The 25,094-nt window shown below is 38.3% G+C and carries 19 protein-coding genes, 1 other RNA gene and 5 pseudogenes; 20 read left to right on the top strand and 5 right to left on the bottom strand.

The features are described from left to right. Positions 1-24: 24 nt before the first annotated feature. Positions 25-963 (bottom strand): glutathione synthase, encoded by a 939-nt coding sequence (gene gshB / locus MF1_RS01135; protein WP_161510275.1) that lies wholly within the window; start codon positions 961-963, stop codon positions 25-27. An 88-nt stretch (positions 964-1,051) separates the two neighbouring features. Between gshB and MF1_RS01130 the strand changes: the two genes are divergently transcribed. Next, complete coding sequence (locus MF1_RS01130; protein WP_161510274.1) at positions 1,052-1,840, top strand: molybdopterin-synthase adenylyltransferase MoeB; 789 nt, start codon at positions 1,052-1,054, stop codon at positions 1,838-1,840. On the opposite strand, the pseudogene MF1_RS01125 reads toward MF1_RS01130, so the two are convergent. The 4 genes and pseudogenes from MF1_RS01125 to MF1_RS01115 all read right to left on the bottom strand — a co-directional run bounded on the left by MF1_RS01125 (position 1,786) and on the right by MF1_RS01115 (position 6,188). Continuing rightward, positions 1,786-3,421: pseudogene (locus MF1_RS01125) on the bottom strand (ATP-binding cassette domain-containing protein). The gene MF1_RS01130 and the pseudogene MF1_RS01125 overlap by 55 nt on opposite strands. After that, positions 3,418-4,451: pseudogene (locus MF1_RS07215) on the bottom strand (ABC transporter permease subunit); the annotation flags it as partial. The pseudogenes MF1_RS07215 and MF1_RS01125, both read right to left, overlap by 4 nt. A gap of 10 nt (positions 4,452-4,461) precedes the next feature. After that, positions 4,462-5,474 (bottom strand): annotated as a pseudogene (locus MF1_RS06735) (ABC transporter permease subunit); the annotation flags it as partial. Between the two features lie 174 nt (positions 5,475-5,648). After that, positions 5,649-6,188 carry a c-type cytochrome gene (locus tag MF1_RS01115; protein WP_161510273.1) on the bottom strand — a complete coding sequence of 180 codons (540 nt, stop codon included), beginning with the start codon at positions 6,186-6,188 and terminating at the stop codon, positions 5,649-5,651. Between the two features lie 106 nt (positions 6,189-6,294). On the opposite strand from MF1_RS01115, the gene MF1_RS01110 reads away from it, so the two are divergent. The 19 genes and pseudogenes from MF1_RS01110 to rimP all read left to right on the top strand — a co-directional run bounded on the left by MF1_RS01110 (position 6,295) and on the right by rimP (position 25,084). Then, a complete protein-coding gene (locus MF1_RS01110) occupies positions 6,295-7,026 on the top strand; it encodes a 3-deoxy-manno-octulosonate cytidylyltransferase (protein WP_014923746.1) in 732 nt (243 codons plus the stop codon). A gap of 53 nt (positions 7,027-7,079) precedes the next feature. Then, positions 7,080-7,965 (top strand): annotated as a pseudogene (locus tag MF1_RS01105) (prephenate dehydratase domain-containing protein). A 382-nt stretch (positions 7,966-8,347) separates the two neighbouring features. Beyond that, the gene (locus MF1_RS01100; RefSeq protein ID WP_014923745.1) at positions 8,348-8,758 is read left to right on the top strand and encodes a hypothetical protein; all 411 of its coding nucleotides are present in this window, start codon (positions 8,348-8,350) and stop codon (positions 8,756-8,758) included. 969 nt (positions 8,759-9,727) lie between these two features. Next, positions 9,728-9,825: signal recognition particle sRNA small type (gene ffs, locus MF1_RS01095), an RNA gene on the top strand. Positions 9,826-10,057: 232 nt separating this feature from the next. Next, positions 10,058-11,980 (top strand): DNA polymerase III subunit gamma/tau, encoded by a 1,923-nt coding sequence (locus MF1_RS01090; protein ID WP_161510272.1) that lies wholly within the window; start codon positions 10,058-10,060, stop codon positions 11,978-11,980. A gap of 14 nt (positions 11,981-11,994) precedes the next feature. Next, a complete protein-coding gene (locus tag MF1_RS01085) occupies positions 11,995-12,321 on the top strand; it encodes a YbaB/EbfC family nucleoid-associated protein (protein WP_011179036.1) in 327 nt (108 codons plus the stop codon). 28 nt (positions 12,322-12,349) lie between these two features. After that, positions 12,350-12,955, top strand: a complete 606-nt coding sequence (gene recR, locus MF1_RS01080) for a recombination mediator RecR (protein WP_014923743.1) — start codon at positions 12,350-12,352, stop codon at positions 12,953-12,955. A gap of 47 nt (positions 12,956-13,002) precedes the next feature. Further along, positions 13,003-14,031 (top strand): annotated as a pseudogene (locus MF1_RS01075) (YeiH family protein). A 660-nt stretch (positions 14,032-14,691) separates the two neighbouring features. Beyond that, entirely contained in the window at positions 14,692-15,375 is a 684-nt protein-coding gene (tsaB, locus tag MF1_RS01070) for a tRNA (adenosine(37)-N6)-threonylcarbamoyltransferase complex dimerization subunit type 1 TsaB (protein WP_161510271.1), read from the top strand. Continuing rightward, entirely contained in the window at positions 15,375-15,866 is a 492-nt protein-coding gene (gene rimI, locus MF1_RS01065) for a ribosomal protein S18-alanine N-acetyltransferase (protein WP_161510270.1), read from the top strand. Before tsaB ends, rimI begins: the two co-directional genes overlap by 1 nt. Positions 15,867-15,897: 31 nt before the next feature. Continuing rightward, positions 15,898-17,274, top strand: a complete 1,377-nt coding sequence (gene miaB, locus MF1_RS01060) for a tRNA (N6-isopentenyl adenosine(37)-C2)-methylthiotransferase MiaB (protein WP_161510269.1) — start codon at positions 15,898-15,900, stop codon at positions 17,272-17,274. A gap of 77 nt (positions 17,275-17,351) precedes the next feature. Next, positions 17,352-18,461 (top strand): PhoH family protein, encoded by a 1,110-nt coding sequence (locus MF1_RS01055; RefSeq protein WP_161510268.1) that lies wholly within the window; start codon positions 17,352-17,354, stop codon positions 18,459-18,461. A gap of 12 nt (positions 18,462-18,473) precedes the next feature. After that, positions 18,474-18,950, top strand: a complete 477-nt coding sequence (ybeY, locus tag MF1_RS01050; protein WP_161510750.1) for an rRNA maturation RNase YbeY — start codon at positions 18,474-18,476, stop codon at positions 18,948-18,950. A gap of 97 nt (positions 18,951-19,047) precedes the next feature. Further along, a complete protein-coding gene (locus tag MF1_RS01045; RefSeq protein ID WP_161510267.1) occupies positions 19,048-20,067 on the top strand; it encodes a hemolysin family protein in 1,020 nt (339 codons plus the stop codon). After that, complete coding sequence (gene lnt / locus MF1_RS01040; protein WP_161510266.1) at positions 20,030-21,664, top strand: apolipoprotein N-acyltransferase; 1,635 nt, start codon at positions 20,030-20,032, stop codon at positions 21,662-21,664. The genes MF1_RS01045 and lnt overlap by 38 nt, the downstream gene beginning before the upstream one ends. Positions 21,665-21,810: 146 nt before the next feature. After that, positions 21,811-22,224 (top strand): helix-turn-helix domain-containing protein, encoded by a 414-nt coding sequence (locus tag MF1_RS01035; RefSeq protein WP_014923734.1) that lies wholly within the window; start codon positions 21,811-21,813, stop codon positions 22,222-22,224. A 115-nt stretch (positions 22,225-22,339) separates the two neighbouring features. Beyond that, positions 22,340-23,608, top strand: a complete 1,269-nt coding sequence (gene metK / locus MF1_RS01030) for a methionine adenosyltransferase (protein WP_161510265.1) — start codon at positions 22,340-22,342, stop codon at positions 23,606-23,608. Beyond that, positions 23,605-24,306, top strand: a complete 702-nt coding sequence (locus MF1_RS01025; RefSeq protein ID WP_161510264.1) for a tRNA (guanine(46)-N(7))-methyltransferase TrmB — start codon at positions 23,605-23,607, stop codon at positions 24,304-24,306. Before metK ends, MF1_RS01025 begins: the two co-directional genes overlap by 4 nt. A 127-nt stretch (positions 24,307-24,433) precedes the next feature. Continuing rightward, a complete protein-coding gene (gene rimP / locus MF1_RS01020) occupies positions 24,434-25,084 on the top strand; it encodes a ribosome maturation factor RimP (protein ID WP_161510749.1) in 651 nt (216 codons plus the stop codon). Positions 25,085-25,094 lie beyond the last annotated feature (10 nt).

The following is a 25,094-nucleotide window of genomic DNA, read 5'->3' as shown; positions in this document are numbered from 1 at the left end:
CTTTTAACCCTCTGCTTAAAAAATTTAATTTGAACGCTTGGATTCAACGACATCCCAGAAAAGATGAGCAATATCTGGGCCACCAAAACGTTTAATTTCACGAATTCCAGTAGGAGATGTCACATTGATTTCTGTTATATAATCTCCAATTACATCAATCCCCACCAAAAGAAGACCACGTTCCCGCAAAGCTGGACCAATGCGCTTGCAAATCTCATAATCACGTTCTGTTAAATCAATATTTTCTGCACAACCTCCAACATGCATATTAGAACGCACATCCATTTCTGCTGAAATCCGATTAATCGCTCCAACAGGTGTACCATCAAGCAAAATAATTCGTTTATCCCCTTTTCGCACTGCATCTAAATAGCGCTGAACAATAAAAGGTTCGCGATAATTTTGTGCAAACATTTCCAACAGCGATGCTAAATTGTGATCATCCCGTTTTAAGTAAAAGACACCTGTTCCCCCATTGCCGTAAAGTGGTTTGATAATAATATCACCAAACGTAGCTCTAAAAGCCGTTATTTCTTCAATGTCTTTCGTAATTAACGTTTCTGGCATTAAATCAGAAAATTCAGTCACAAAAATTTTTTCTGGACTATTGCGCACCCATGTTGGATCATTCACAACTAATGTCCTAGGATGAATACGTTCTAACAAATGAGTCGTGGTGATATAATTGAGATCAAAGGGCGGATCTTGCCGTAAAAGAACCACATCCATATCCATCAACTGTGTGCGGACAGGATTCCCCAATTGATAGTGATGCCCCTCTTGATCATGCACCGTCAATGCTTCCAATTGCGCAATCACACAACCATCGCACATAGACAAACGATCTGGTGTATAATGGAAAAGAGAATGTCTGCGTTCTTGCGCTGCTAAAGCAAGTGCAAATGTCGTATCCCCTTGAATTTGAAGTGTTGAAATATGATCCATCTGCAGAGCAATTTTCATGAATAAAACCTCCCTATAACTGAAAACATACTAGCCTATGCATCATAAACTTAGTAAACAATAAAGGAATTATGACAAGAGAAATCCTATGACACAAGAAGCTAAGACAAACTTAAGCAGCGAGGAAATCGAGCGCTATGCACGCCACATCATTTTACCTGAAATTGGTGGTGTGGGACAACAAAAGCTCAAAGCTGCACGCGTTCTGGTTATTGGTGCAGGCGCTCTTGGTGCTCCTGTTCTCACCTATTTGGCTGCCGTAGGTGTTGGCACTCTTGGAATTGTTGATGATGACATCGTTTCGCTTTCCAATTTACAACGCCAAGTTATTCACAAAACAAGCACAATTAACCAATGTAAAACCGACAGTGCTAAAGCCACTATAAAAGCAATAAATCCTCATGTTATGGTTGAAAAACACAGCCTACGCTTAGATAAAAGTAATGTGGATAAACTGCTAAACGCCTACCACATCATTGTTGATGGAAGTGATAATTTTGCCACACACTATCTACTTGCTGATCATGCTGCTCAATGCGCAAAACCTTTAATAAGCGGTGCTGTAGAACGTTTCGACGGCTCACTGACGGTGCTTATGCCTTATAAAGACAATAACCCTCACTATCGTGATTTATTCCCCAACCCACCACCTCCTGGCACTATCCCAACATGTGCTGAAACCGGAATCGTGGGTGTTTTACCTGGAGTCATCGGAACTCTGCAAGCAATGGAAGCCATTAAACTTATCACAAACATTGGTGAACCCTTGGTAGGAAAAATTCTCCTCTATAATGGATTGTTAGCGCAATTTAATATCATTACTTATAAGCGGCCAGATTCCAGTGCAAATACAGCATCTATCAAAGTCTGTGTATAAAAATTTTTGGGACGAGAAAAAATACGATGAGTAAAACCATGCTCAACCATTTCTCCATTGCGCACAACAATCACTTCATGTGCAAGTGCTTTGACAAACTTCAAATCATGACTAATAAACAGATAACCTAAATGATATTTAGTTGTAAATAATGTAAAAAGATCAATGATCTGTGCCTGAGAAGATGTTGGTTCATCAAGCATCATAATTAAAGCGAAACTTGAAGGTAATTGCACGTGCAAGGGCAATCCGCTGTCTCTGTCCACTAGAAAACTCATGGGGATAACGGTATCGGGTATAAGGGTCGAGACCAACCTCATGTAAAGCTGCAATTACACAGTCATTGCGTTCAGAAGAAGAGAGCTGCGGATCATGAATTGATAACCCTTCAGCAATAATTTCACTCACAGTTATATGCGGAGAAAGCAAACCGAAAGAGGATCTTGCAAAATAATCTGAATATGACAGCGTAAAGAACGCAATTTTCTTAAAAGTAAAATTGCTCACATCAATATAATATCATCAAAGATGATCTGGCCCTTGAAAAACAACTTTCGAATCAGTGCAAGCCCTAACGTGGTTTTTCCTGAACCCGATTCACCTACAACACCAAGCGTTTGACCAACACGAATTGTAATATCGATATCCTGAACAGCCTTCACATAATCAACTGTTCGTTGTAATAAACCCTTTTTAATTGGAAAATAAACATGAACTTTCTTGCCTTGCATCAAAATGGGGGCCTTCTCATCTATCTGAAGGAGATGACCTTTAGGTTCTACTGCCAAAAATTGTCTCGTATAGGGTATAGGGCTGGCTGTTGAGGGTTTTCGAACAATTCATCTTTTGGACCAATTTCAACAATTTTTCCTTTTCTCATCACATAGATGCTATCTGCAATACAGCACACAACGGCTAAATCATGGGTAGCAAAAAGATCGACATAATTATTGCGCTTTTTAAGCTGTACCAAAAGCTCAAGAATGCGCGCTTGAACGGTTACATCAAGTGCCGTTGTCGGCTTCATCAGCAATCAATAATCGTAGGCTATTGGCAATCCATCATTGCAATCATGACACGCTTCCGTTGGCCCACCTGATAATTGGTGAGAAAATAAACCCAAATGTTTTTGTGGTTCATGAATTCCTCTCTCTGTCAGTCAGCAAATCAATAACCGTGCACGCAGTAATTAATTTGTCATATCTGAATGCATTTTGAGAACTTTACCTATTTAGCATTCTACACTATGCAAAGGATTAAGAGCGGTCATCAGCTCCTAAAAAATCATGGTTATATCTTTGCCACGCACTTTACGTAAATTTTCTTCTTTTTACTTTAATAAATCCCTGTTATTAAAGATAATTTCTCCTGATTGATAAAGCCTTTTCAAAAAAGGCAATAATTGCAAAATAGACAGTGCTGTTACCGATTTTCCAGAACCAGATTCAGATTCCCCCCACCAGAACCAGAGCAACCGTTTCCCCTTCTTTAATCTCAAACGAAACTTGTTCAATAATGTATTTTTTCTTGTCCCTGGCGGAATGCAAACGAAAAATTACGTACTGAAAGCAAATTCGTCATTGTAATGTTTTCCGCGGATCAAAAGCATCCTCGCACGGCCTTCAACAATAAACGCCAACAACGACAATATAACAGCAAGGACAAAAAAATCTATAATACTAATCCAGAGAGCGTTCAAATGAGTGGTAGCTTGCCACATCAATTCACCGAAAGAAGCATAACCAGGAAGGAAGACTAAACCCCAAATAATCAAGGGATATAAGCAATGAAACCCCCGATGTTAATAAAAAAGGCAATAGGTCAAAGCAACAATCATCGCATTTAGCAATAAGTGCCGCACCATATAGTGCCATTAGGAACCCCTAAAGCACGTGCAGCATCGACATAAGTAAAATTGCACGCACGTAAAAATTTCTCCCGCACCACACCAACCAATGTCACCCATTGAAAAAGGAGCATACCCACCCCCAACAAAACCTACAAGCTCTTTGCCAAAACTGCAGCCATGATAATAACTAAATAAAGTGACGGCACTGAAGACCATATTTTAAATTAAGTGCTAGAAGATTAAATCAATCCAACCACAAAAATATTCCTAAACAGCCTCTGCGATCACACCAATGATAGTAGAAACAACCGTTAAAAGAATACTAAAAGTTATCGATACTCTAAAACCGTATAAAACATGGGCGAAAATATCCTGTGTCAGATTGTCTGTTTCAAGCCAATTCCACCGGCTCATTGTACATTCTGGATCAGCGCTTCCCTGCGCATAATTGATATAACGCTCCTCTTTACTTTGAAACCAAAAAAGAGGAGCCAATGCTACCGTTCTATTTCCACGACTGTGTTATAGGAATAAACGCACCAGCGGCCACAACGCCCAACTATGCTGAGCAATTTCATTTTGAATGAAAGGATCACAAAAATCTGCTATGGCTAATTTCCACAAAACTTTTCATTAAAATAATCAAAAAAATGGAAAAGAGTAGCTCCCCATAAGAAGCAATAATTGGACGATCATTAGCAATGAACTCTGCCGAAAAAGAACAAAACATAAAAAGAGAAAGAACCATAACGACCACCAACCCCAGCTAAAAAGAGGCAAATACAACAGAATAATCACGATTGACAATAGACGTATAACTTAAAAGCCCCATACCATTTAACGAATAGAGCATTTCAATCAATAAAGCCCCACTAAAAATTATGCCATAAAAGTTGCAGGAAAACTGGCAATTACAATTTAAATTGTATTGCGAAAAACATGGCCACAAAGAATGGAGCGTTCGCTTAAACTCTTAGCACATGCTGTAATAACATACTGTTGATGAATTTCTTCCAGAAAACAATTTTTGTTGGCAAGGTCGTTGTAGCAAAAGCAGAAACGATCATTGCCGTTAACGGAAGAACCAAATGATAAAGACAGCTTAATATTTTTACTGCCAAAGAATAATTGGTCAAAATTATCGGAAGTTAAATGGCTTAACGGAAACCAATTAAAAAAGATCCTCCAGGAAAATCACCATTTTAAAAATATCAAAGAGAAAGCTTGGAGATTGCATAACCAATAATAATAACAGCACTTGTTCATACATCAAAAGCCGAGCCCTCTTTAAGAACTTTACAGATTCCTAACGGGATAGAAATAACGTAGGAAATCAGCAATTGCCAAAACCCGAGTAAAAGAGAAACAGGTAAAGCACTCTATAAGCGCAATAACCGAACGTCCTTGTGTATAAGAATCCCCAAAATCAAAACACAGATAAAGGTCAAGCATTGTCAAATAACGCTCCAACGGCAGCTTATCAAATCCAAATTGCTATTCAAGTTTGGCAATAAATTCTGGATCAAAATCCTTGCGCACCACGATATTTAAAAACTCCCGAAGAAAACGATCCAACATGTGCATCATCCAAAACGACATCAGAAGAAAGACCAGAATCACTCCCCCACCTACTCATCCTACAGCATCACCACCTATTCCTTGTAACTGAGCGACAATATTTTCAATAAGTCCTCCTGGCGTAAATTGAATAATAATAAACGTTACTGTTAAGATACCAATTAGTGTCGGTATAATCAGGAAAAAACGTCGGAGAATATAAAATATAAGCTGCTATTTTCTATTCCCATTTTCCGATATAGTCGATCGAGTTAATTTTAAATGATGATCAATAATAACTTTTTTGATAAATCCATGAAACGCAAATTACAAACAAAAACCCCATTGCATCTCTTCGTAAAATAAGCGCTTTTGGCACATTCAACTTGGCTTGTCTTCTTTTTATCGCATCGGCAAAGAAACAGGATGATCGGACAAACTGCGTAAATAAAGCAAAAGATCAGCACGATCTTGATCATTTTTAATTCCACGAAAAGACATAATTGTTCCTGGAAACGCTTCACGTGGAGATTGCAGATAACGATCCAAAGTCACAAAATCCCATCTCTTATCAGAATTTGCACGCAGTACACGTGAATAAGCAAAACCTGTTGTAGCCGCCAAAGGACGGTCAACTACCCCCCAAAGTGCTGGACCAACACGGCCAACTTCATTCTGTCTCGAGGTATGGCAGAGAGCACACTGACGAAAAATCTTACGCCCATTTTCAAGATTTCCTTGTTGAAGACGATCGTTCAATGACAAAGAAATATCAGATGTCAGCTGTTTTTTCTTGAGCACATCACTTTTTGTAACCTTATAAGCAGGTTGAACCAATGCAGAGTGATCATAAACCATGTTGCTGAGTGTAAAAATTCCCACCAAAATAATCAGCAAAAATAGACAAGCAAAAATAAAATAGGCAACTGTCGAACGATTCATAAAAATTCAAACGTTTATATTTTCATTACTGCTTTTAGTTTAAGCTTTTTCTCTATAAAACACAATATTATAAACACATCACACACACGGCATTTGGAATTTTGCAATGGCTCTTAAACCAATTATTGTCATCCCCGCCCGTATAGGCTCAACCCGTCTCCCCCAAAAAGCTCTCGCTGAGATCGCTGGAAAGCCGATGATTGTTCATGTTGCTGAACAAGCAAAAAAAGCCGCATTGGGACGTACTATCGTTGCAACAGACCATCATGATATCGCCAAAGCCGTTATAGCTTATGGACATGAATGTATCATGACATCTAGCCATCATGAATCTGGATCTGATCGCATTTATGAAGCCTTAAACCATATTGATCCTGAACGATGCTACAATGCCATTTTGAATGTACAAGGTGACCTGCCAACGATAACTCCCCATGAAATCATCAGTGCTCTACGCCCTTTAAAAAACAGCTTAACTGATATTGCAACTTTGGGTGCCAAAATCGTGGAGAAAGATGAAAAAACAGATCCAAATGTTGTCAAAATTATTGGAACACCGCTTTCTCAAAATCGCCTTCGTGCTCTTTATTTTACCCGCGCAACAGCACCTTATGGAGATGGTCCCCTTTACCATCATATTGGGATATATGCCTATCGTCGCGAAGCGCTTGAGAAATTTGTAGCGCTCAAACCTTCTACACTCGAGCAACGTGAAAAACTTGAACAATTACGCGCACTAGAGCATAATATGCGTATCGATGTAGAGATAATCGATACAATTCCCTTAGGGGTCGATACCCAATATGATCTTGAGAGGGTACGCAAGGTTTTAGCGTGAAGACAACTGAAAAAAACGATAAAATTCCGTTTTAAAGAGAATCTGGCGCCAATTTGCATATTGCCTGCTCCAATATGTTTCCAAATATGGAGGCTATCCCTTCTGCTACTTTTGAAGACGCACTCAACTTAGTAGAAAAGGGGCAAACTGATCTTGCTATGATTTCTATTGAAAATACGCTTTCTGGCGGCGTTGCGGATATTCATCACCTTGTTTTAGCATAATCATCCCTCTATAATTAGTTGGTGAATATTTTTTACCTATCCATTTTCAATTAATGCTTTTAACCAGCGTTACACGTAAAGAAATTGAAACCATTCACAGCCATATACATGCCCTTGCACAATGTCGTGCAATCAATCATACGTAAAAATGGCTGGAAACCTGTCACCTTTGCTAATACAGCTGGAGCTGCAAAATTTATTAAAAAAAAACGCGAAACGTTCACAAGCAGCTCTAGCACCTCTGATTGCAGCAAAACTCTATGGACTTGATATTATTGAAAGAAATATGTTGAAGATAGTCCTCATAATATTACCCGTTTTGTCATCCTTTCACGTTCTCAACAACACGTGCCCAAACCCCAAAACGGCATCATCACCAGCCTTCTTTTTTTGAGTCCGCAACGCCCTAGCCTGGAGTCGCAATGTTCTAGCCTGTCCTTTTAAAAAAGCTATGGGAGGATTTGCCATAAATGGTATCAATATGACAAAATTAGAAAGCTACCAAATTTGCAGAAATTTTAACGCAACACAGTTTTTCGTTGACATCGAAGGATATCCTGAAGATTCTATAATGCAACTCGCCTTCGAAAAGCTTGCTTTCTTTTCTGCTAAACTCTTTTTCATAATGGAAACTGAAGAAAGAAACGAGCGACGGCATCCTCTAACAAAATGCGCAAATTATCCCAATAACATTCCTTCAAAAATTATATCATAATGGACATCAATTCAGCGAAAAAAACCAATACAAAGAAACGACACAAACACCGAAAATAAAAATTTTGAAGTATTCATACCCCTCATATAAAAGGGAGTTCGTTGAGAATACAAATGGTCGTCCATAGTAATTTATCCAAAAGAATAACTGTAAAGTTTTAAATCAGGTCAAAAGACAATTTAAATTACTATCAGAATCTATCACATACAAGTCAAACACAAGTGCTTTCAAATACCTCGAATTTAGGGAATTTTCAAAATGGTTTTTATCAAGAAAGCCAGCAAGTCCAGTTTACCTCTACATTTCTGAGTTAAATTCAACCTTTCATCTTTATAAAAACTGATTTATAACTAATTTTTTTAGGATAAAAGGGGAAAACACAATGAAAAAAATTTTCACTCAAGGACTATTCGCTGTAAATATTATCGCTTTCTCTACTGTTGCGTTTGCTGGATTTAGTGAAAAAAAATGGGATTTTACTCCAGATGAAAGTGTTACTATTGGAAGCTCTGATAAAGTACATCAAGGCGTTGTATACTCTTGTCAAGCATTTAAACCCAAGAAAGCATCCTTTACTTTATCGTACTCCGCCCCTTCTGATTTAGATAAATTAAAAATTGTTGCTGACGATGAAAATAAAATAACGCATGATAAAGAAAATAAGATATTTATACTTAAAGATGTAACATCTCTTGCGTTAAGCTTCCCTTCATCCGGAAATTACACTGTTAAAAATATTACAAAGAAAAAGATTACTGGAAAAAATTGCAATACAGATAGTTATGATTGGTAATATTTCTTAAGAGTTTGAATAGGCCTGCCCAATTGCTCAGGTGGGTCTTTTTCACAATAAGGCGTAATGAACTCTCCAACCCTAAACTTCTGTAAGTTCGAATTTTTATACTTCTCCAACAAAATCAAATGATCCGATAAAACTATACTTAAACAATTTTTTGCGGCAAACTGAATTGTCCAGTGTTTTTGTTATCAAAGCAAACTTTCTCAATAAAAACATAGCATAAACCTTTGGTGTTAGCTCCTCTCAAAATTTGTTATAAACTCCATCGTATATAAATCACATATACAAGCAGAGAAACAATAAAAAGCGCCGCTTTAGATCTATAAGTGTGTTCCACATTTGATCCAAGGATGGTAAAAAAAATTGCAGCTATGCTCTAACATTCTAATAGTAAAATGAATACCGCAGTACTGATGAGCAATCCTAGTTTTTGTTTTAGTCATGCTAAAAATCACAATCGAACTGCGTTTCAGATTACTGCTATTCAAGTTTACTCAAAGAAAGACTAACCTTATTTTTTCTCTAACTGTTAAAGAATTTATCAGCCATTTAAAGCGATAAGATGTGAATCACATCGCGCTATTCAGCAACAATCTTCTCCTCCTTATTTTCTAAAACTTCAACAAATTAAATGACCTGGATACTTTTTCCCCTCTTTTTTGCTGCTACAGACTTTCTATAATTCGTTGAACAACTTCAAAAAGAGGCCCTTCTATCAATAAATCCCTAAACAAATCTTAGCCAACGAGCATCTTCTTTTCAAATTATTATATCAAACAAAGGGAATGCTTTGTTTATACCAGTTCAATGCGGAATGTTTCTTCAATGAAAATTGATAAATCTCTGACATCTTTGTAATCCATCATACAAAAATTAGGCTCAAAGAAAAAATTTTGGATTGTTCTTTTCATATTCTTCATTTCCTAGCTTGATTTTTCATTTTAAATAGACAATATGAGCTTGGGAGGTTGGTGGTGGACGCACTGCTCGCCAACCGGGTCAGGTCTGGAAAGAAGCAGCCCCAACGAGTTCTGGTACGGGTCATCGTTCCAGCCTCCTATCTTAATGGATAAATCATATTTCTGTTATTTTTCAGTTCAGCATCTTCAATTTTCAGAGCATCATTTATGTATAGCAAATAAAGAGGTATTGGTTGTATTTAGACAAATGATTTCACTTCTTCAAAAAAATAAATTGATTGAGAAAAAATCCTTTTATACTAGAGTGCAGGATTAGCCTGTACTCGTGTGTTATAGAAATGTACTCAGAAACGCTTCAAAGTTGGAATCATTGATGAAAAATATGCCGGTAGAAACAACCTATCGCGTTCTTGCTCGTAAATATCGACCTCAAAATTTCTCTGACCTCATTGGTCAAGAAACAATGGTGCGCACCCTTACTAACGCCTTTGAAACAGGGCGTATTGCACAAGCGTGGATGCTAACGGGAATTCGCGGAGTAGGAAAAACCACAACAGCCCGTATTTTAGCACGAGCGCTCAACTACAAAACCAAAGATATTGACCAGCCAACGACTGTATTGAATACACTTGGTGAACATTGCACACAAATCATCGAAGGACGCCATATCGATGTTATAGAAATGGATGCGGCTTCACATACGGGTATTGATGATATTCGTGAAATTATTGAACAAATACGTTACCGCCCTGTTTCTGCACGCTATAAGGTTTATATTATTGATGAAGTGCACATGCTCTCAGCACAAGCGTTTAACGGCTTATTGAAAACACTTGAAGAACCACCGCCACATGTAAAATTTATTTTTGCAACAACAGAAATTCGTAAAGTTCCTATTACGATCCTTTCACGTTGCCAGCGTTTTGACCTACGGCGTATTGAAACGGCAATTTTAAGTGCGCATTTATGCCAGATTGCTAAACATGAAAACATAAAAGTAGAAGATCAAGCGCTCTCCATGATTGCACGCGCTGCGGAAGGCTCTGCACGTGATGCACTGTCTATTTTTGATCAAGCGATTGCTTATAGCAATGGCAACATCAGCGCTGTTGCAGTGCGCGCAATGTTAGGATTAGTTGATCAGGCACGCATTATTGATCTCTTTGAATTCATCATGAAGGGCGACATTGTAAATGCATTGCATGAATTACGCAGTCAATATGATGCAGGTGCTGATCCTCTCACCATATTGACAGAATTAGCCGATTTCAACCATCTGGTCACACGTTTACGTTTCACACCAGAAATAGCCGAAAATCTCTCGCTTACTGAAATAGAGCATTCGAGAAGTTTAGATTTCTCAAAAAAACTTTCTGTCCCTGTTTTGTCGCGAAACTGGCAAATGTTACTCAAAGGCTTACAGGAAGTGAGCGAGACCACGCGCCCACTTCAAGCTGCTGAAATGTTATTGATTCGTCTTGCTTACACTGCCGATCTGCCAACTCTTGATGAAGCTTTAAAAAAGCTTACACAAGAAAAAACATCTCTCACAATTGTCGAAAATTCTTCTCATCAAGAGTCCACAAGTGTGGGTAATACAACAAAAATAGCAGCTGTAAATGCCCGTTCCTTTCCACGCATTTCAAATGCTTCGTTAAACCAGCCAAATTTAAAAACATCCTTCGAAAATCAATTAAATCGCTCCTTACAATCGGAAGCTTCACTAAAAGTTGAAATTCCCGAAAGCACTAACTCCCCTGGAATACCAAAAATTCTTGAAACTGCTCAATCTGTCAACCTTGCTGAAAATAGTGCAAATTTACCGCATCTTTCCACGCAAATAACAGAGGAAATCTTTGGCCCAAAAACCATAATTATTGATTCCTTGCATGATATTATTAAATTAGCTGAACAGTACAATGAGATTCCTTTTAAACTTCTTGTTAAAGAATTTGTTCATCCTGTTTCTTTTGAACCAGGGCATATTATTTTAAGGCTTGCTGAAAATGCTCCACGTTCACTTGCTCGTGATATAAAAAAAATGCTATCTCAATGGACCGAAAAACGCTGGACTATAACCTTTGTTAATGAAGGAGGAGGACCAACCCTACAAGAAGAAAGTATGGCTGTCCAAAAGACTCTTTTTTCAAATGCAGAAGCAGATCCTGATATTGCGAAAATTCTCAACCATTTCCCAGAAGCAAAAATTGTCGATATTCGCTTAAATAAACAGGAAAACGACCTTGATTTACTCCCAAATACCTTTAAAAATGAAAGTGATATCAATGATGAATAAGGATACCTATTCCTATGCGTGATATGATGAGCATGATGAAAAAAGCTAAAGAAATTCAAGAAAAAATGCAGCAAATTCAAGAAGAAATGACGAATCTGCAAATGATTGGTACTGCCGGCGGTGGACTTATCAACGTCACCTTAAACGGCAAGAATACCATAACAGCAATCAAAATTGATCCTTCACTACTTAAACCTGAAGAATCTGAAATTCTTGAAGATCTGATTATGGCAGCTCATAATGACGCCAAAACAAAAATCGAAATAGCTATGGAAGAAAAAACTAAAAGCATGACAGCAGGTTTACCGCTTCCATCGGGTTTCAAATTTCCGTTCTCATAAATCGGATTTTATTTAATGGAATAAGAGTATGTCTAAGCACATTGCAGGACCTGAGATTGAGCGCCTCATTCAGCTTTTAGCGCGGATACCAGGTTTTGGTCCGCGTTCAGCGCGTCGTGCTGCACTTTACCTTATCAAAAAAAGGGAGACATTGCTGGAGCCCTTAGGAGCAGCTATACAAGCAGCTGTAGATAAAGTCTGCATTTGTTCTGTTTGTGGAAATGTCGATACCACTGATCCTTGTTCGATTTGTAGAGATCCTCGCCGCGATGATACAACAATTATTGTTGTTGAAGATGTTGCTGATCTCTGGGCTCTTGAGCGTGCGAGAACTTTGGCAGCCCGTTATCATGTCTTAGGCGGACGGCTCTCACCATTAGATGGAATAGGACCTGATGAACTCAACATCACTTCCTTAGTTCAGCGCGTTGTACAGAATCCAATTATGGAGATTATTCTAGCTGTTAATGCTACGGTTGAAGGACAAACAACAGCTCACTACATCACGGATCAGCTCTCCAATTTTTCAGTTAAAATTACGCGACTTGCCCATGGAGTACCCGTAGGAGGTGAACTAGATTATCTTGATGATGGAACCTTGGCTGCAGCCTTACAGGCAAGAACAAATCTTTAAAATTTTCTTTTATTGCTTTTTATCTCTTTGTTATAGAGACTATTAAAGTGATCAAAAAAAATCTCTCACTTCTAAACAATTTTAGTCTTGGTATTCTAACATGTGTGCTCATATCAGTCTTAGTTTATAGTTTAGAAATCTTAGAAAAACAGCTTTTCGCAGAAGCGTGGCTTGAGAGTCCTGTTTTGGCAATTCTCTGAAGAGAGATTACCCGTAGTTGTTTTACTTTGCCACCATATTTTAAAAAAGGGATAATCTTTTGCGCAAAAGCACTTCTCAAAATTGCTATTGTTGGTCTTCTAGGAGCAAGCAATTAGCATTAACGCAGTTCTTTCAGCCGGTTGGAATTTGTTTGCTGGCATCATATTCGTTATATTTGTAACGATTATCCTAAGCTTTGTCATTGACAGACTTCGGGTTTTCTAAGTATTTAGCAATCCCAATCGCTTGCAGCAATGCTATTTGTAGCAATTCAGCTATCGTCGCCGTTGCGCTTGTCATTAAAGCAAAACATGAAGATGTAGCTGCATCAATTGCTTTTACGGCTCGTTTAGGGGTTCTGATTATTTACTTCTCCTCTTTTACATCCACTTTTAAATTTGTCGCTTAGTCAACACAGTGTGCTTGCAGGCATGTTTTTTTATGCTGTACTATAGATATAGATTTTGGTCGCAACAACATCTGTCTCTTTTGTGAGCGTTCAAATTGCAACAATTGTCAAACTGGTGTGAATTTTAATGTTAGTCTCTGTTATTTTACCCTGTCAATCATCTATCGCCGATCAGCACAAACACACCTTTCGTCTACACACTCTCGTCACATGGTTTATCATTGCTTTTACTATCATGATGCTTATCCGCTCAGCGGACTTATTCCTGTCATAGCATTCAACCTGATCAAACTTATTGCGCAGTTTTTCACTGTCATTTCAATGGCAGCTTTGCGATTAGGCGTTGATTACGCTCATTCAAAAAGGAGGATGGTGCGTTATTTTAGCTTCAACTTGCTCCTCCTTTATGGGAGCTTTTAGCCTTATTATGATAAAATTGATTGATTTGAACCCTATAACATTTTAAAAGAGCCCCCTAAAATGCTTTTGCTTTTTTCAACGTAGCACGCACTCAACCCAAAGATTTGTCAATATTGACGCAGTCTTTTCACCAAACCAAATCAAAGTTCCAAAGATTTCTCATTATTCTATACAAAAAATCCAATGCGCATTCATATTAAATAGCAAACTATCAAACTGCTTATTCAATCGGTTTTTAGTATACAATTGCTAATTAATGAGCATGATACTAAAATACAGAATTCATCAAAAAACTCTGCTCTAACTAAAATAAAGTTTTTACAAAAGGCTCATGAAATATGCTCTTATAGGGAAAAAACAAATATGATCTCATGATTTCTCCCTTTCAAATGGTTGCATGTACTTTATTGTTACAAAAGAAATGAAGCTTAAAGCAAAAACCACTACATCCAATGAGAAAAAGATATCGCTTTTTTGCGAAAAACCTAACTCCATTTAACGATCGCTCTTTATTTGTGTAGACAAGAAACATACCACGCAAAAACATATTGAATATGCGACCGCCCATAGTAAAACATTCAAAAAAAATAATGTTGTCTATCCATTTCGCAACTTTTTTAAAATATTGCAAAATGCACTAATAAAACAAAGAGTAAAAAATACAGCAGGACTTTTGTTTATCATATTATTTAACGAGAATATTCTTATGCTTATCCTTGCCATAGACACTGCCTCAATCTATTGCGCCGTTGCGCTCATTCGTCATAAATCTGTCATTGCCCGTATCAGCGAGCGCATGAACAAAGGACATGCTGAAAAACTTATTGGATACATCACACAAGTAACGGAACAAGCCAATATGACTCTTAGTCAAGTTGATCGTATTGCTGTCAATATTGGACCTGGATCATTCACCGGTGTGCGTGTAGGCATTTCAACAGCAAGAGCTTTAGCGCTAGCACTAGAAATACCAGCTGTTGGAGTAAGCGCACTTGAAGCATTAGCAATGCATGCAACCAATAAAAATACTACACTAGCAATCAGCGTTGTCATTGAAGCCGGTAGAGATATGTTTTATCATCAAAATTTCAACGAAGATCTCACTCCTTTGGGGGAACCTGGCTTAAAAACAATCGAAAATATCATCAAAGATTTACCGCAGCAAATAAGACTAACTGGCCCAGCAGCTCATATCGTTGCACTGCATATTAAAAATAACAGGATAAACAAAAAAGTCATACTAGATCAAACCTTATGCGAAGCAGCTGATATTGTAAGTTATGCTCACCTTGCTGCAAGCAAACAACCACAAGACCGTCCCTGTCCACTCTATCTACGGAGTGCTGACATAAAACAACAAACCGGTTTTTCTTTACCAAGAAAAAAATAATGTCCAAATTTTCATTGACAAAAAAGCATTTTTGGGTTGCTCCGCTACAAGCTAATGATAGCATTTCCCTTCATAAAATTCATAAGCATTGTTTTATCCCTGCTTGGGAAAAACAAGCATTTGATCACTTCTTACAAGATCACTCTATCTTCGGATACAAAGCCTCTCTCATTGGGCGACCTAATCAAATTTTAGGCTTTTGCCTATGCCGTCTCATTCTTGATGAAGCAGAAATCATCACTATTGCCGTCCATCCTCATTATCGTCGACAAGGAATTGGCATCTTGCTTATCGATAGTACACTTCACCATCTTTACCAAGAGCGCGCTATAAAACTATTCCTAGAGGTAGAAGAAACCAATCTTTCTGCTTTGAAACTTTATCAACGTTTTGAATTTCAAAAAATTTCCAAACGTCTTGCCTACTACCAATCAAAAAACAGCCGCGTAGATGCAATCATTATGCAAAAAACTTTTAAGCAAAAAGATTGAGATTTGTGTAAAAAACATTTAGACATGAATTATGAATAAAGCAAATCCTAAAAATACGCCCTCTATTGTTCCTAAAAAGGTTTTTATTAAAACCTATGGTTGTCAAATGAATGTTTATGACAGCCAACGGATGACCGATAGTCTCAGTTCAAAGGGTTATGTTGCTACACAAACACCAAATGACGCCGACCTTATTCTTCTCAATACTTGCCATATCCGTGAAAAAGCAGCTGAAAAACTCTATTCTGATCTTGGTCGCTTACGGGTAATGCGTCAAGAACGTACACTTGACAAACCCTTAATGATCGGTGTGACTGGTTGTGTTGCACAGGCTGAAGGCAATGAAATTTTGCGCCGTGCACCAATGGTGGATCTCGTCATTGGACCCCAAATGTATCATCGCTTGCCGGATTTGTTAGAACAAACCAAACAGGGGAAAAAAATTGTTGAAACAGACTATCCTGTTGAGGATAAATTTGCCCATTTACCGCCTCATAATAAACGTGCTGTAAGAAAACGAGGCGTTAGTGCATTTTTAACAGTACAGGAAGGCTGTGACAAATTTTGTACTTTTTGTGTTGTCCCCTATACACGCGGTGCGGAAATATCCCGCTCTGTCGAGCAAATTACCGAGGAAGCCCGACAGCTCATTGAAGCTGGTGTCAAAGAAATTACGCTGCTTGGACAAAATGTCAATGGTTGGCACGGACAAATTGCTAATGGTAAAACTTGGCGTCTTGGTGATCTTCTCTATCATCTTGCCAAACTGGATGGTTTAAAGCGTCTGCGTTACACAACCAGTCATCCGCGTGATATGGATGACAGTCTTATTGCCGCACATCGAGATCTTGACATATTGATGCCTTATCTGCATCTTCCTGTCCAATCGGGTTCAGATCGCATCTTAAAAGCGATGAATCGCCAACATAAAAGCATTCATTATCTTCATCTTATCGAAAAAATCCGTACTGCACGACCCGATATTGCTTTTTCAGGCGATTTTATTGTGGGATTTCCAGGAGAAACAGATGAAGACTTTGAAGAAACCGTTAAACTTATTAAACAAGTGCAATACAGTTCAGCCTATTCTTTTAAGTATTCACCTCGCCCTGGAACAATTGGTGCAACAATGAAAAATCATGTTGATGAAGCTGTAAAAGATGCCCGGCTCCAACATTTACAGGTTCTTCTTCTTGAACAGCAAAATGCATTTTTGCGCTCTAAAATTGGTCAAACAACCGATGTTCTCATCGAAAAAGTTGGACGTCACTCTGGGCAAATGGTAGGCCGTTCACCTTGGCTTTTACCTGTTGTAGTAGATACAGAGGCTTCTACGGGCACAGTGATGTCCATCCATATTAAAAATGCAGGCTCAAACAGTTTTGTCGGTGAAATAGCAAATGTATAAAGAGACCTCTGACATCTCGTTCAAAACAAAGTTTACTCAAGAAAATGTGCAACATTTGGTGGATATGGGAGAATAGGTTGAAAGCTTCAACCGAAAAGATAAAGTGCGTTAAAGAGAAAATAAGTACCTATCCTGAAAATACTGGTATCTTGGGAAAAGCAAACGCAGCAGATGTTAAAGATGTTGTTTTAATTTTTGAAAACAATCAATATGCAAAAGCGGTTTTTGGTAAACTCGACGAAAATCTTGCTTATATCGAACAAAAACTCGGACTTAGCATTCATCCACGTGGTAATGAAATTTTAATCCGTGGAAATATTGCTGCTATAAAGCACGCACAATATGTATTACAGCAGCTTTATGAACGCGTTAAAACATATCCAGAGCTCACTTTATCGGATATAGAAGGAGCGATTGCCATGGCAAATTTGCTATATAAACAGCAAGAATCGCCAACAACAACACAACCTGCAACAAAACGTATACCAGCACGGTTGAGTACCCATAAAAAAACAATCCATGCCCGAACCTCAACACAAGATGCTTATATACGTGCAATGGAACACACTGAACTTGTTTTTGGTGTAGGGCCAGCAGGAACAGGAAAAACATATCTTGCTGTTGCTCACGCTGCAATGCTTTTAGAGCATGGCATCATTGAACGAATTATCCTCTCACGTCCGGCGGTTGAAGCTGGAGAACATCTTGGCTTTCTTCCCGGTGATCTCAAAGAAAAAGTCGACCCGTATTTACGTCCGCTTTATGACGCTCTTTATGATATGATGCCCGTCGAAAAAGTAGAACGTATTTTAGCTTCTGGTGTCATAGAAATTGCTCCTCTTGCTTTCATGCGTGGACGAACACTTTCTCATGCAGCTATCATTCTTGATGAGGCACAAAATACCACGTCCATGCAAATGAAAATGTTTCTTACACGTCTTGGAGAAGGCGCACGCATGATCGTTACCGGTGATGTAAGCCAAATTGATTTGCCTGCAGGACAAAAATCAGGTTTAATTGAAGCAATACGTATTCTTTCAAATATAGAAAATATTGCAATTATTCGCTTCGATGAAAAAGATGTTGTGCGCCATCCCCTTGTTGCCGCTATCATCCGGGCTTATGATCATAATTCTGAAGCACAAAACAAAGAAATGCCACTCTCATGCTCTTCGTCAAAAAAGTGAATTTGATTGATCATGATTACTATTGATATAACTGTTGAGAATGCTAGGTGGAATAATGAGAAAATGCTTTATGATATCACCGAAAAAGCATTAAAAACGACAATGCACCATCTTTCATTGGAAAATGTTGTAAGCGAAATCAGCCTGCTTTTTACAGATGACAAACATATGGCACAGATCAATGCACAATGGCGCAATAAAAACAAATCCACCAATGTGTTATCCTTTCCTGCTTTGCCCCTTAAAGCTGGAGATCCACCTGGACTCATGCTTGGTGATATCATTATTGCGCAAGAAACTGTCGTTCTTGAAGCAAAGAAAGAAGGAAAATCTTTTCAGGACCATTTAACGCATATGATTGTCCATGGTATCCTCCATCTGCTTGGCTATAACCATGAAACAAATGATGAAGCGTGTCAAATGGAAGAGCTCGAAAGAGAAATTCTTCTAAAGCTTTCCATAAATGATCCCTATGCTGAATTATCTTAAAATGATAAAAATTAACTTTTTAAATCAATATCACAATCATACAATTTAAAACACCTTATCTCTCTTATAAAAAGAAAGTTTAAAAGATCTCAAAACCATGGAAAATAAAGTGAATGCACAAAATAATAATCAAACGCCTTCTCATACTGAAGAACATTCGCCTCAACAAGCAAATCATACAGAAAAACACTCCCTGATAAATCATTTGTTTTCGTTTTTACGTGGCCGCAATTCTACATCACTGCGTGATAATCTTACCGTTGCACTCACTGCTAACAATGAAAAAGACACTGCCCTCTTCTCACCTGAAGAACGTACTATGCTGCATAATATTCTACGCTTGCGTGAAGCACGCGTTGATGATGTCATGATTCCACGTTCTGAAATCGAGGCATTGGATATAAATACCCCTCTTGGAAAAGCCCTTAAATGTTTTGCAAAAATTGGACATTCTCGCATACCTGTTTATGCTGAAACCTTAGACGATCCACGGGGAATGATTCATATCCGCGATATCCTTAATTATATAGCGCACTTTATTACCAAATCGGCTCAAACCAAACAGACATTCGATTCATTGCAGTTAAACCATACGGATTTGTATACCCCAATTGGTGAACTAGATCTTATTCGACCAGTTCTCTTCGTTCCTGGCTCCATGCTTGCAAGCAAATTACTAACACGTATGCAAACCACACGAACACAAATGGCTTTGGTAATTGATGAACATGGTGGTACAGATGGTTTAGTTTCTATGGAAGATATTGTCGAATTGGTCGTTGGTGATATCGAAGATGAACATGATGATGTTGACAATGCTATCGTGCGCGAACCAAATAATAAATGGCTTGTTGACGCGAAAACCGAACTAGAAGATGTGGAGAAAGCTCTTGGTCCTGATTTTATCGTAGGAGAATATGGTGATGAAGTTGATACTATTGGTGGTTTGATTGTCTCCATTCTTGATCGCATTCCTGCAAAAGGTGAAGTCATTGAAGCGGTTCCAGGTTATCGATTCCGTATTTTAGAAGCTGATAAACGTCGGATTAAGCGATTGCGCATTTTTCGTATTCAAGAGAATGAAAAGTTTAAACAAAATGTCATCTCCAAAGAATAGCCAAGCGTTTTTAAACCGGTTCATAGTTTTTTCGCTTTCCGTTACTGGTTGGAAACGGCAAGCAGTGCTGTTTCTGTGTGGTGGGTTTTCATCTTTTGCACTTCCACCCTTTTATTTGACACCTCTCTGCTTTTTAACTTTCCCTGTCTTCATTGTTTTACTTGATAAAATAAGTGCTATTCAAAACAGAAAAAAATGTCTTCTGATCTACGCTTTAAGCTGTGGAACCTTTGGCTTTGGTTATTTTATCTGCAGCCTTTGGTGGCTGAGTAATGCTTTGTTGACAGATCCTGTTGCTTTTGGATGGGCAGTGCCATTTGCTATTTTTTTCCCTCCCCTCTATCTTTCTCTTTATTGGTTTTTTGCTGGTTTCATTGTCGGCTTGTTATGGACAAAAGGAATAGCACGCTTTTTTGTTTTGGCTTTTGCACTGGGACTAGCAGAATGGTTGCGCTCTATCTTGTTCACAGGCTTTCCATGGAATGCTCTTGGTTACACAATTATGCCAACCCCTATGTTCATGCAATCCGATGCAATCTTGGGACTTTATGGAATGAATATTCTTGCCGTTTTAATTTATAGTTTACCTACTGTTTTATTAACGGATGAAAAAAAGAAATCGGCACTTGTTTTTTGCTTATCGCTTATATTAGCCCACAGCGGTTTTGGATTTTATCGTCTCAATTCTGCACCTAACATAACTGATTACAAAAAGAATAGCCATTGGGTACGCATTATTCAACCTTCTATCCAACAAAACACAAAATTGAGCAATACAACACGAGAAGCCATATTTGCAGCTCACATGGACCTGAGTGTAACATCAACAGCGGATCAGAATCCAGAACCGGACTTTATCGTATGGCCTGAAGCATCCATTCCTTATCTTCTCTATGATAACTCTGTTATCACAATGCACATTGCCTCTTTTCTCAAGCCCAAACAATGGGCTATTATTGGCGCTATACGTGCTAGTAATGATCCTCTTCATGCACAAACACAATATTTTAATACAATTGCAGTCATTAATGCTAAAGGTGATATTTTAAACACTTCTGATAAACTTCATCTGGTTCCTTTTGGTGAATATCTTCCCTATCAGAATTTATTCAAAAAAATTGGATTGTATGCTCTTGCTGATAATATTGGTGGATATAGTGCTGCGAGTATACGCAAAACTGTTATGATGCCGAACGGGTTTTCATATCTTCCGCTAATTTGTTATGAAGCAATATTTCCCAATGAAATGACTTTTAAAGGCTCTCCTCCTCAAGCAATCATTAATGTGACAAATGATGCCTGGTTTGGGATAACACCCGGCCCCTACCAACATCTTCAACAAGCACAACTTCGTGCAGTTGAACTGGGAATCCCCCTCATACGAGCAGCCAATAATGGAATATCGGCTGTCATTGATTCTTATGGACGAATTATTGTAGCTCTCCAACAAAATGCTGTTGGCGTTATTGATTCGCCAATTCCATCACCCGTTATCCCCATATGGAACAATGAATACAGAATATTCTCTACTTTCATTTTATTCATTCTTATGCTACTATACCGCATTGGTTTTGGTTCTACAAAACAGCTTAAATGATCAAATGCCCATGTACGGTATCATGTTATGCGTACCATTAACGTTGGGAAAAATTATTACATGTATCTTATTGTATGATAAATCAACCTCACATAAAACTGATGTTGATTTAGAAGTGAAGTGCTAGAAATTTAAAGAGTTGCATTATGACCGAGACTAAAAAAAACCCCGATCCTATAGATATCTATGTCGGAACCCGTATTCGTTTACGTCGTAATATTTTAGGACTTACCCAAGAAAAATTGGGTGAAAAGCTAGGCATCACTTTCCAGCAAATTCAAAAATACGAAAAAGGGACAAACCGTATTGGTGCAAGCCGTCTTCAAGCGATTGCAGAAATTATGGATGTCCCTGTTTCTTACTTTTTTGATAAAGGTATTGACTCCCAACATGTCGAAGGTTTTGCTGAAAGCGATAACAACTTTATGGATTTTTGCTCTAGCAGCGAAGGAATCCAACTCATGCGTGCTTTCACGAATATATCTGATGCTAAGGTACGTCGGAAAATCATTGATTTGGCAAAAGCACTTTCTGAAGAAGATCTAACAAATAAGCTATAAGTAAAATATATCCTTTCTCTCTGACCTTATAAATCAGCATTGACGATTTGTCATAGGATTGGCAAATAAGGGCAACTTTAATAGAGAGTTTGTTTTCTTTTTTGAAGGAGTTCCTATGCCGCATCAAGATTATCTTTTTACGAGTGAATCAGTATCGGAAGGACACCCTGACAAAATTTGCGACCGTATTTCCGATGAGATCGTTGATATGATCTATAAAGAAGCTCAGAAAACTAATACTGATCCATGGTTAGTACGAATCGCTTGCGAAACTTTAGTAAGTGTCAACCGCGTTGTTATTGCTGGTGAGGTACGTGTTCCTGATACACTTTTAAAAAGAGATAAAAATAAGAAGTTTATCTACGATGAATCTGGTTTCCCACTTATTAATCCTACGCGTTTTCGTGCAGTAGCACGCCGTGCTATTCGTGCAATTGGCTATGAACAAGTAGGCTTCCATTGGAAAACCGTTAAAATTGATGTTCTTTTGCGCCCCCAATCAGCTGACATTGCACGAGGAGTTGATAATGCTATGGATCGGAATGGTGAAGAAGGAGCAGGTGATCAGGGTATCATGTTCGGATATGCTTGCCGTGAAACGCCAGATCTCATGCCCGCGCCAATTTATTATGCGCATAAGATTCTCAAACTCCTTGCCACAGCCCGCCATAAAAAAGAAGGAGAAACTGGAAAATTAGGACCAGATGCCAAAAGCCAAATAACAATACGGTATAAAAATGGAAAGCCCATAGAGGTAACATCCATCGTTCTTTCTACACAGCATTTAGATGAAAGTTGGGATTCCAATAAAGTCCGTACGGTGGTTGAACCTTATATTCGTCAAGCTTTACATGATATTCCTATTTCTGATCAATGCAGTTGGTACATTAACCCAACAGGAAAATTTGCTATCGGTGGACCCCAAAGCGATGCAGGGCTAACAGGGCGCAAAATTATTGTTGACACTTATGGAGGCGCAGCCCCCCATGGTGGAGGCGCTTTTTCAGGCAAAGATACGACAAAAGTTGATCGTTCTGCAGCTTATGCCGCACGCTATCTGGCTAAGAATATTGTTGCAGCTAATTTAGCAGAACGATGCACCATTCAACTCTCTTATGCAATTGGCGTCGCACAACCTTTATCCATTTATCTTAATCTCCATGGAACAGGAAAAGTCGATGAAAGTATTATTGAAGCAGCAATCCGCAAAATAATGGACCTTTCACCGACAGGCATCCGAAAACATTTAGATCTCAATAAACCGATTTATACCAAGACAGCTGCTTATGGTCATTTTGGACGTAAACCAAGATGTGATGGTTCATTTTCATGGGAGAAAACCGATCTCATTAAAACACTTCAAACAATGATTAAAGTACCATGATTGACCATAAAGTGCATTTGAGTGAAGCTTTTTTTGGTCGTCGAAAAGGAAAACGGCTACGAAACAGTCAACTTGCGCGTATAAAAATGCTTCTTCCAACTCTTAAAATTGATTTAAATAATTCTGCACCCCCAGACCTAACATCTTTATTTCCGAGCAAAGTAAGAGAAGTTCGGCTTGAAATTGGCTTTGGTGGAGGTGAACATTTGCTTCATGAAATGGAACATTTTCCACAAACCGGTTTTATCGGCGTAGAACCCTTCATCAATGGCATGGCCAAAATGTTGTTGTCTCTTGAACAGCATAAACAACATCAAAATCATCTCCGCCTTTATGACGATGATGCCACACACCTCCTTGATTGGCTCCCAAATGCATCACTTGATGGAATAGACCTCTTCTATCCTGATCCATGGCCTAAAAAAAAGCATTGGAAACGACGCTTTATCAACATGAAAAATCTTAACCGTGTTGCTCGCGTTCTTAAAATAGGTAAAAAATTCCGCTTTGCCACCGATATAGACAGTTATGCAAACTGGACTCTATACTATTTTACACACCATCATAGCTTTGAATGGGAAGCAGAAAATCTTAAGGATTGGAAAACTCCTTATCCGCTATGGCCGGGCACTCGCTATGAAGAAAAAGCTTTACGAGAGGGACGAACACCTGCCTATCTGACTTTTATAAAGAAATAAATGATGAAACACTTTTCTTATAAACACCTTGAAAAAATTTGAATTTAAGAGTATCAATGGGCAAATTCTTGGTCTTATGATGAGGAGTGGGCCGTCTGGACCCGCTTTTTTTTATATCATAAAACTAATGAAGTTGACTTGGATAAAGTGTATGAGAAAAACTGAAAAAATGAATGATATTGATGAACCGCGTTTATTTGAAGAAACCGGCATCGAAGCATTTGTTGCTGCTCTTGTTATACCATTGCTTAAGCCTTTAGATTTTCGTTTGGTTCGTGTAAAGCTCCTTGGGCAAAATGGTTTAACACTTCAGATTATGGTTGAGCGTGCTGATGGTTCCATGACAATAGAAGACTGCGAAACTGTTAGTCGAACTGTTTCACACCTTCTTGATGTACAAAATGTTATTGAACGCAAATATCATTTAGAAATCTCATCTCCTGGAATTGATCGCCCATTGGTTAGAAAATCTGATTTTTTTTATTGGCAAGGACATATTGCGAAAATCGAAACAAAAATAACCATTGATGGGCGCAAAAAATTTCGTGGGATACTGGCAAATATCACACAAGAGGGTCTTACTTTAAACACCGATAAAGCCGCTTACGGAGAAGCCATGTACATTGCTATTCCTTTTGATAACATCATCGATGCACATTTGGTGCTTACCGATGAACTTATTCGCAATGCGTTGAAAAAAAATAAAGATTTAAGTCAACAATTTATTTCAGAAGATAATCCTAACGTCTCAAAACAATTATCAAATTACAAGAATTAATATCACTGAG

Origin of the sequence: Bartonella quintana (genome assembly GCF_009936175.1) — a bacterium.
GTDB lineage: Bacteria > Pseudomonadota > Alphaproteobacteria > Rhizobiales > Rhizobiaceae > Bartonella > Bartonella quintana.
This window is presented reverse-complemented; position numbering and strand designations above follow the sequence as displayed.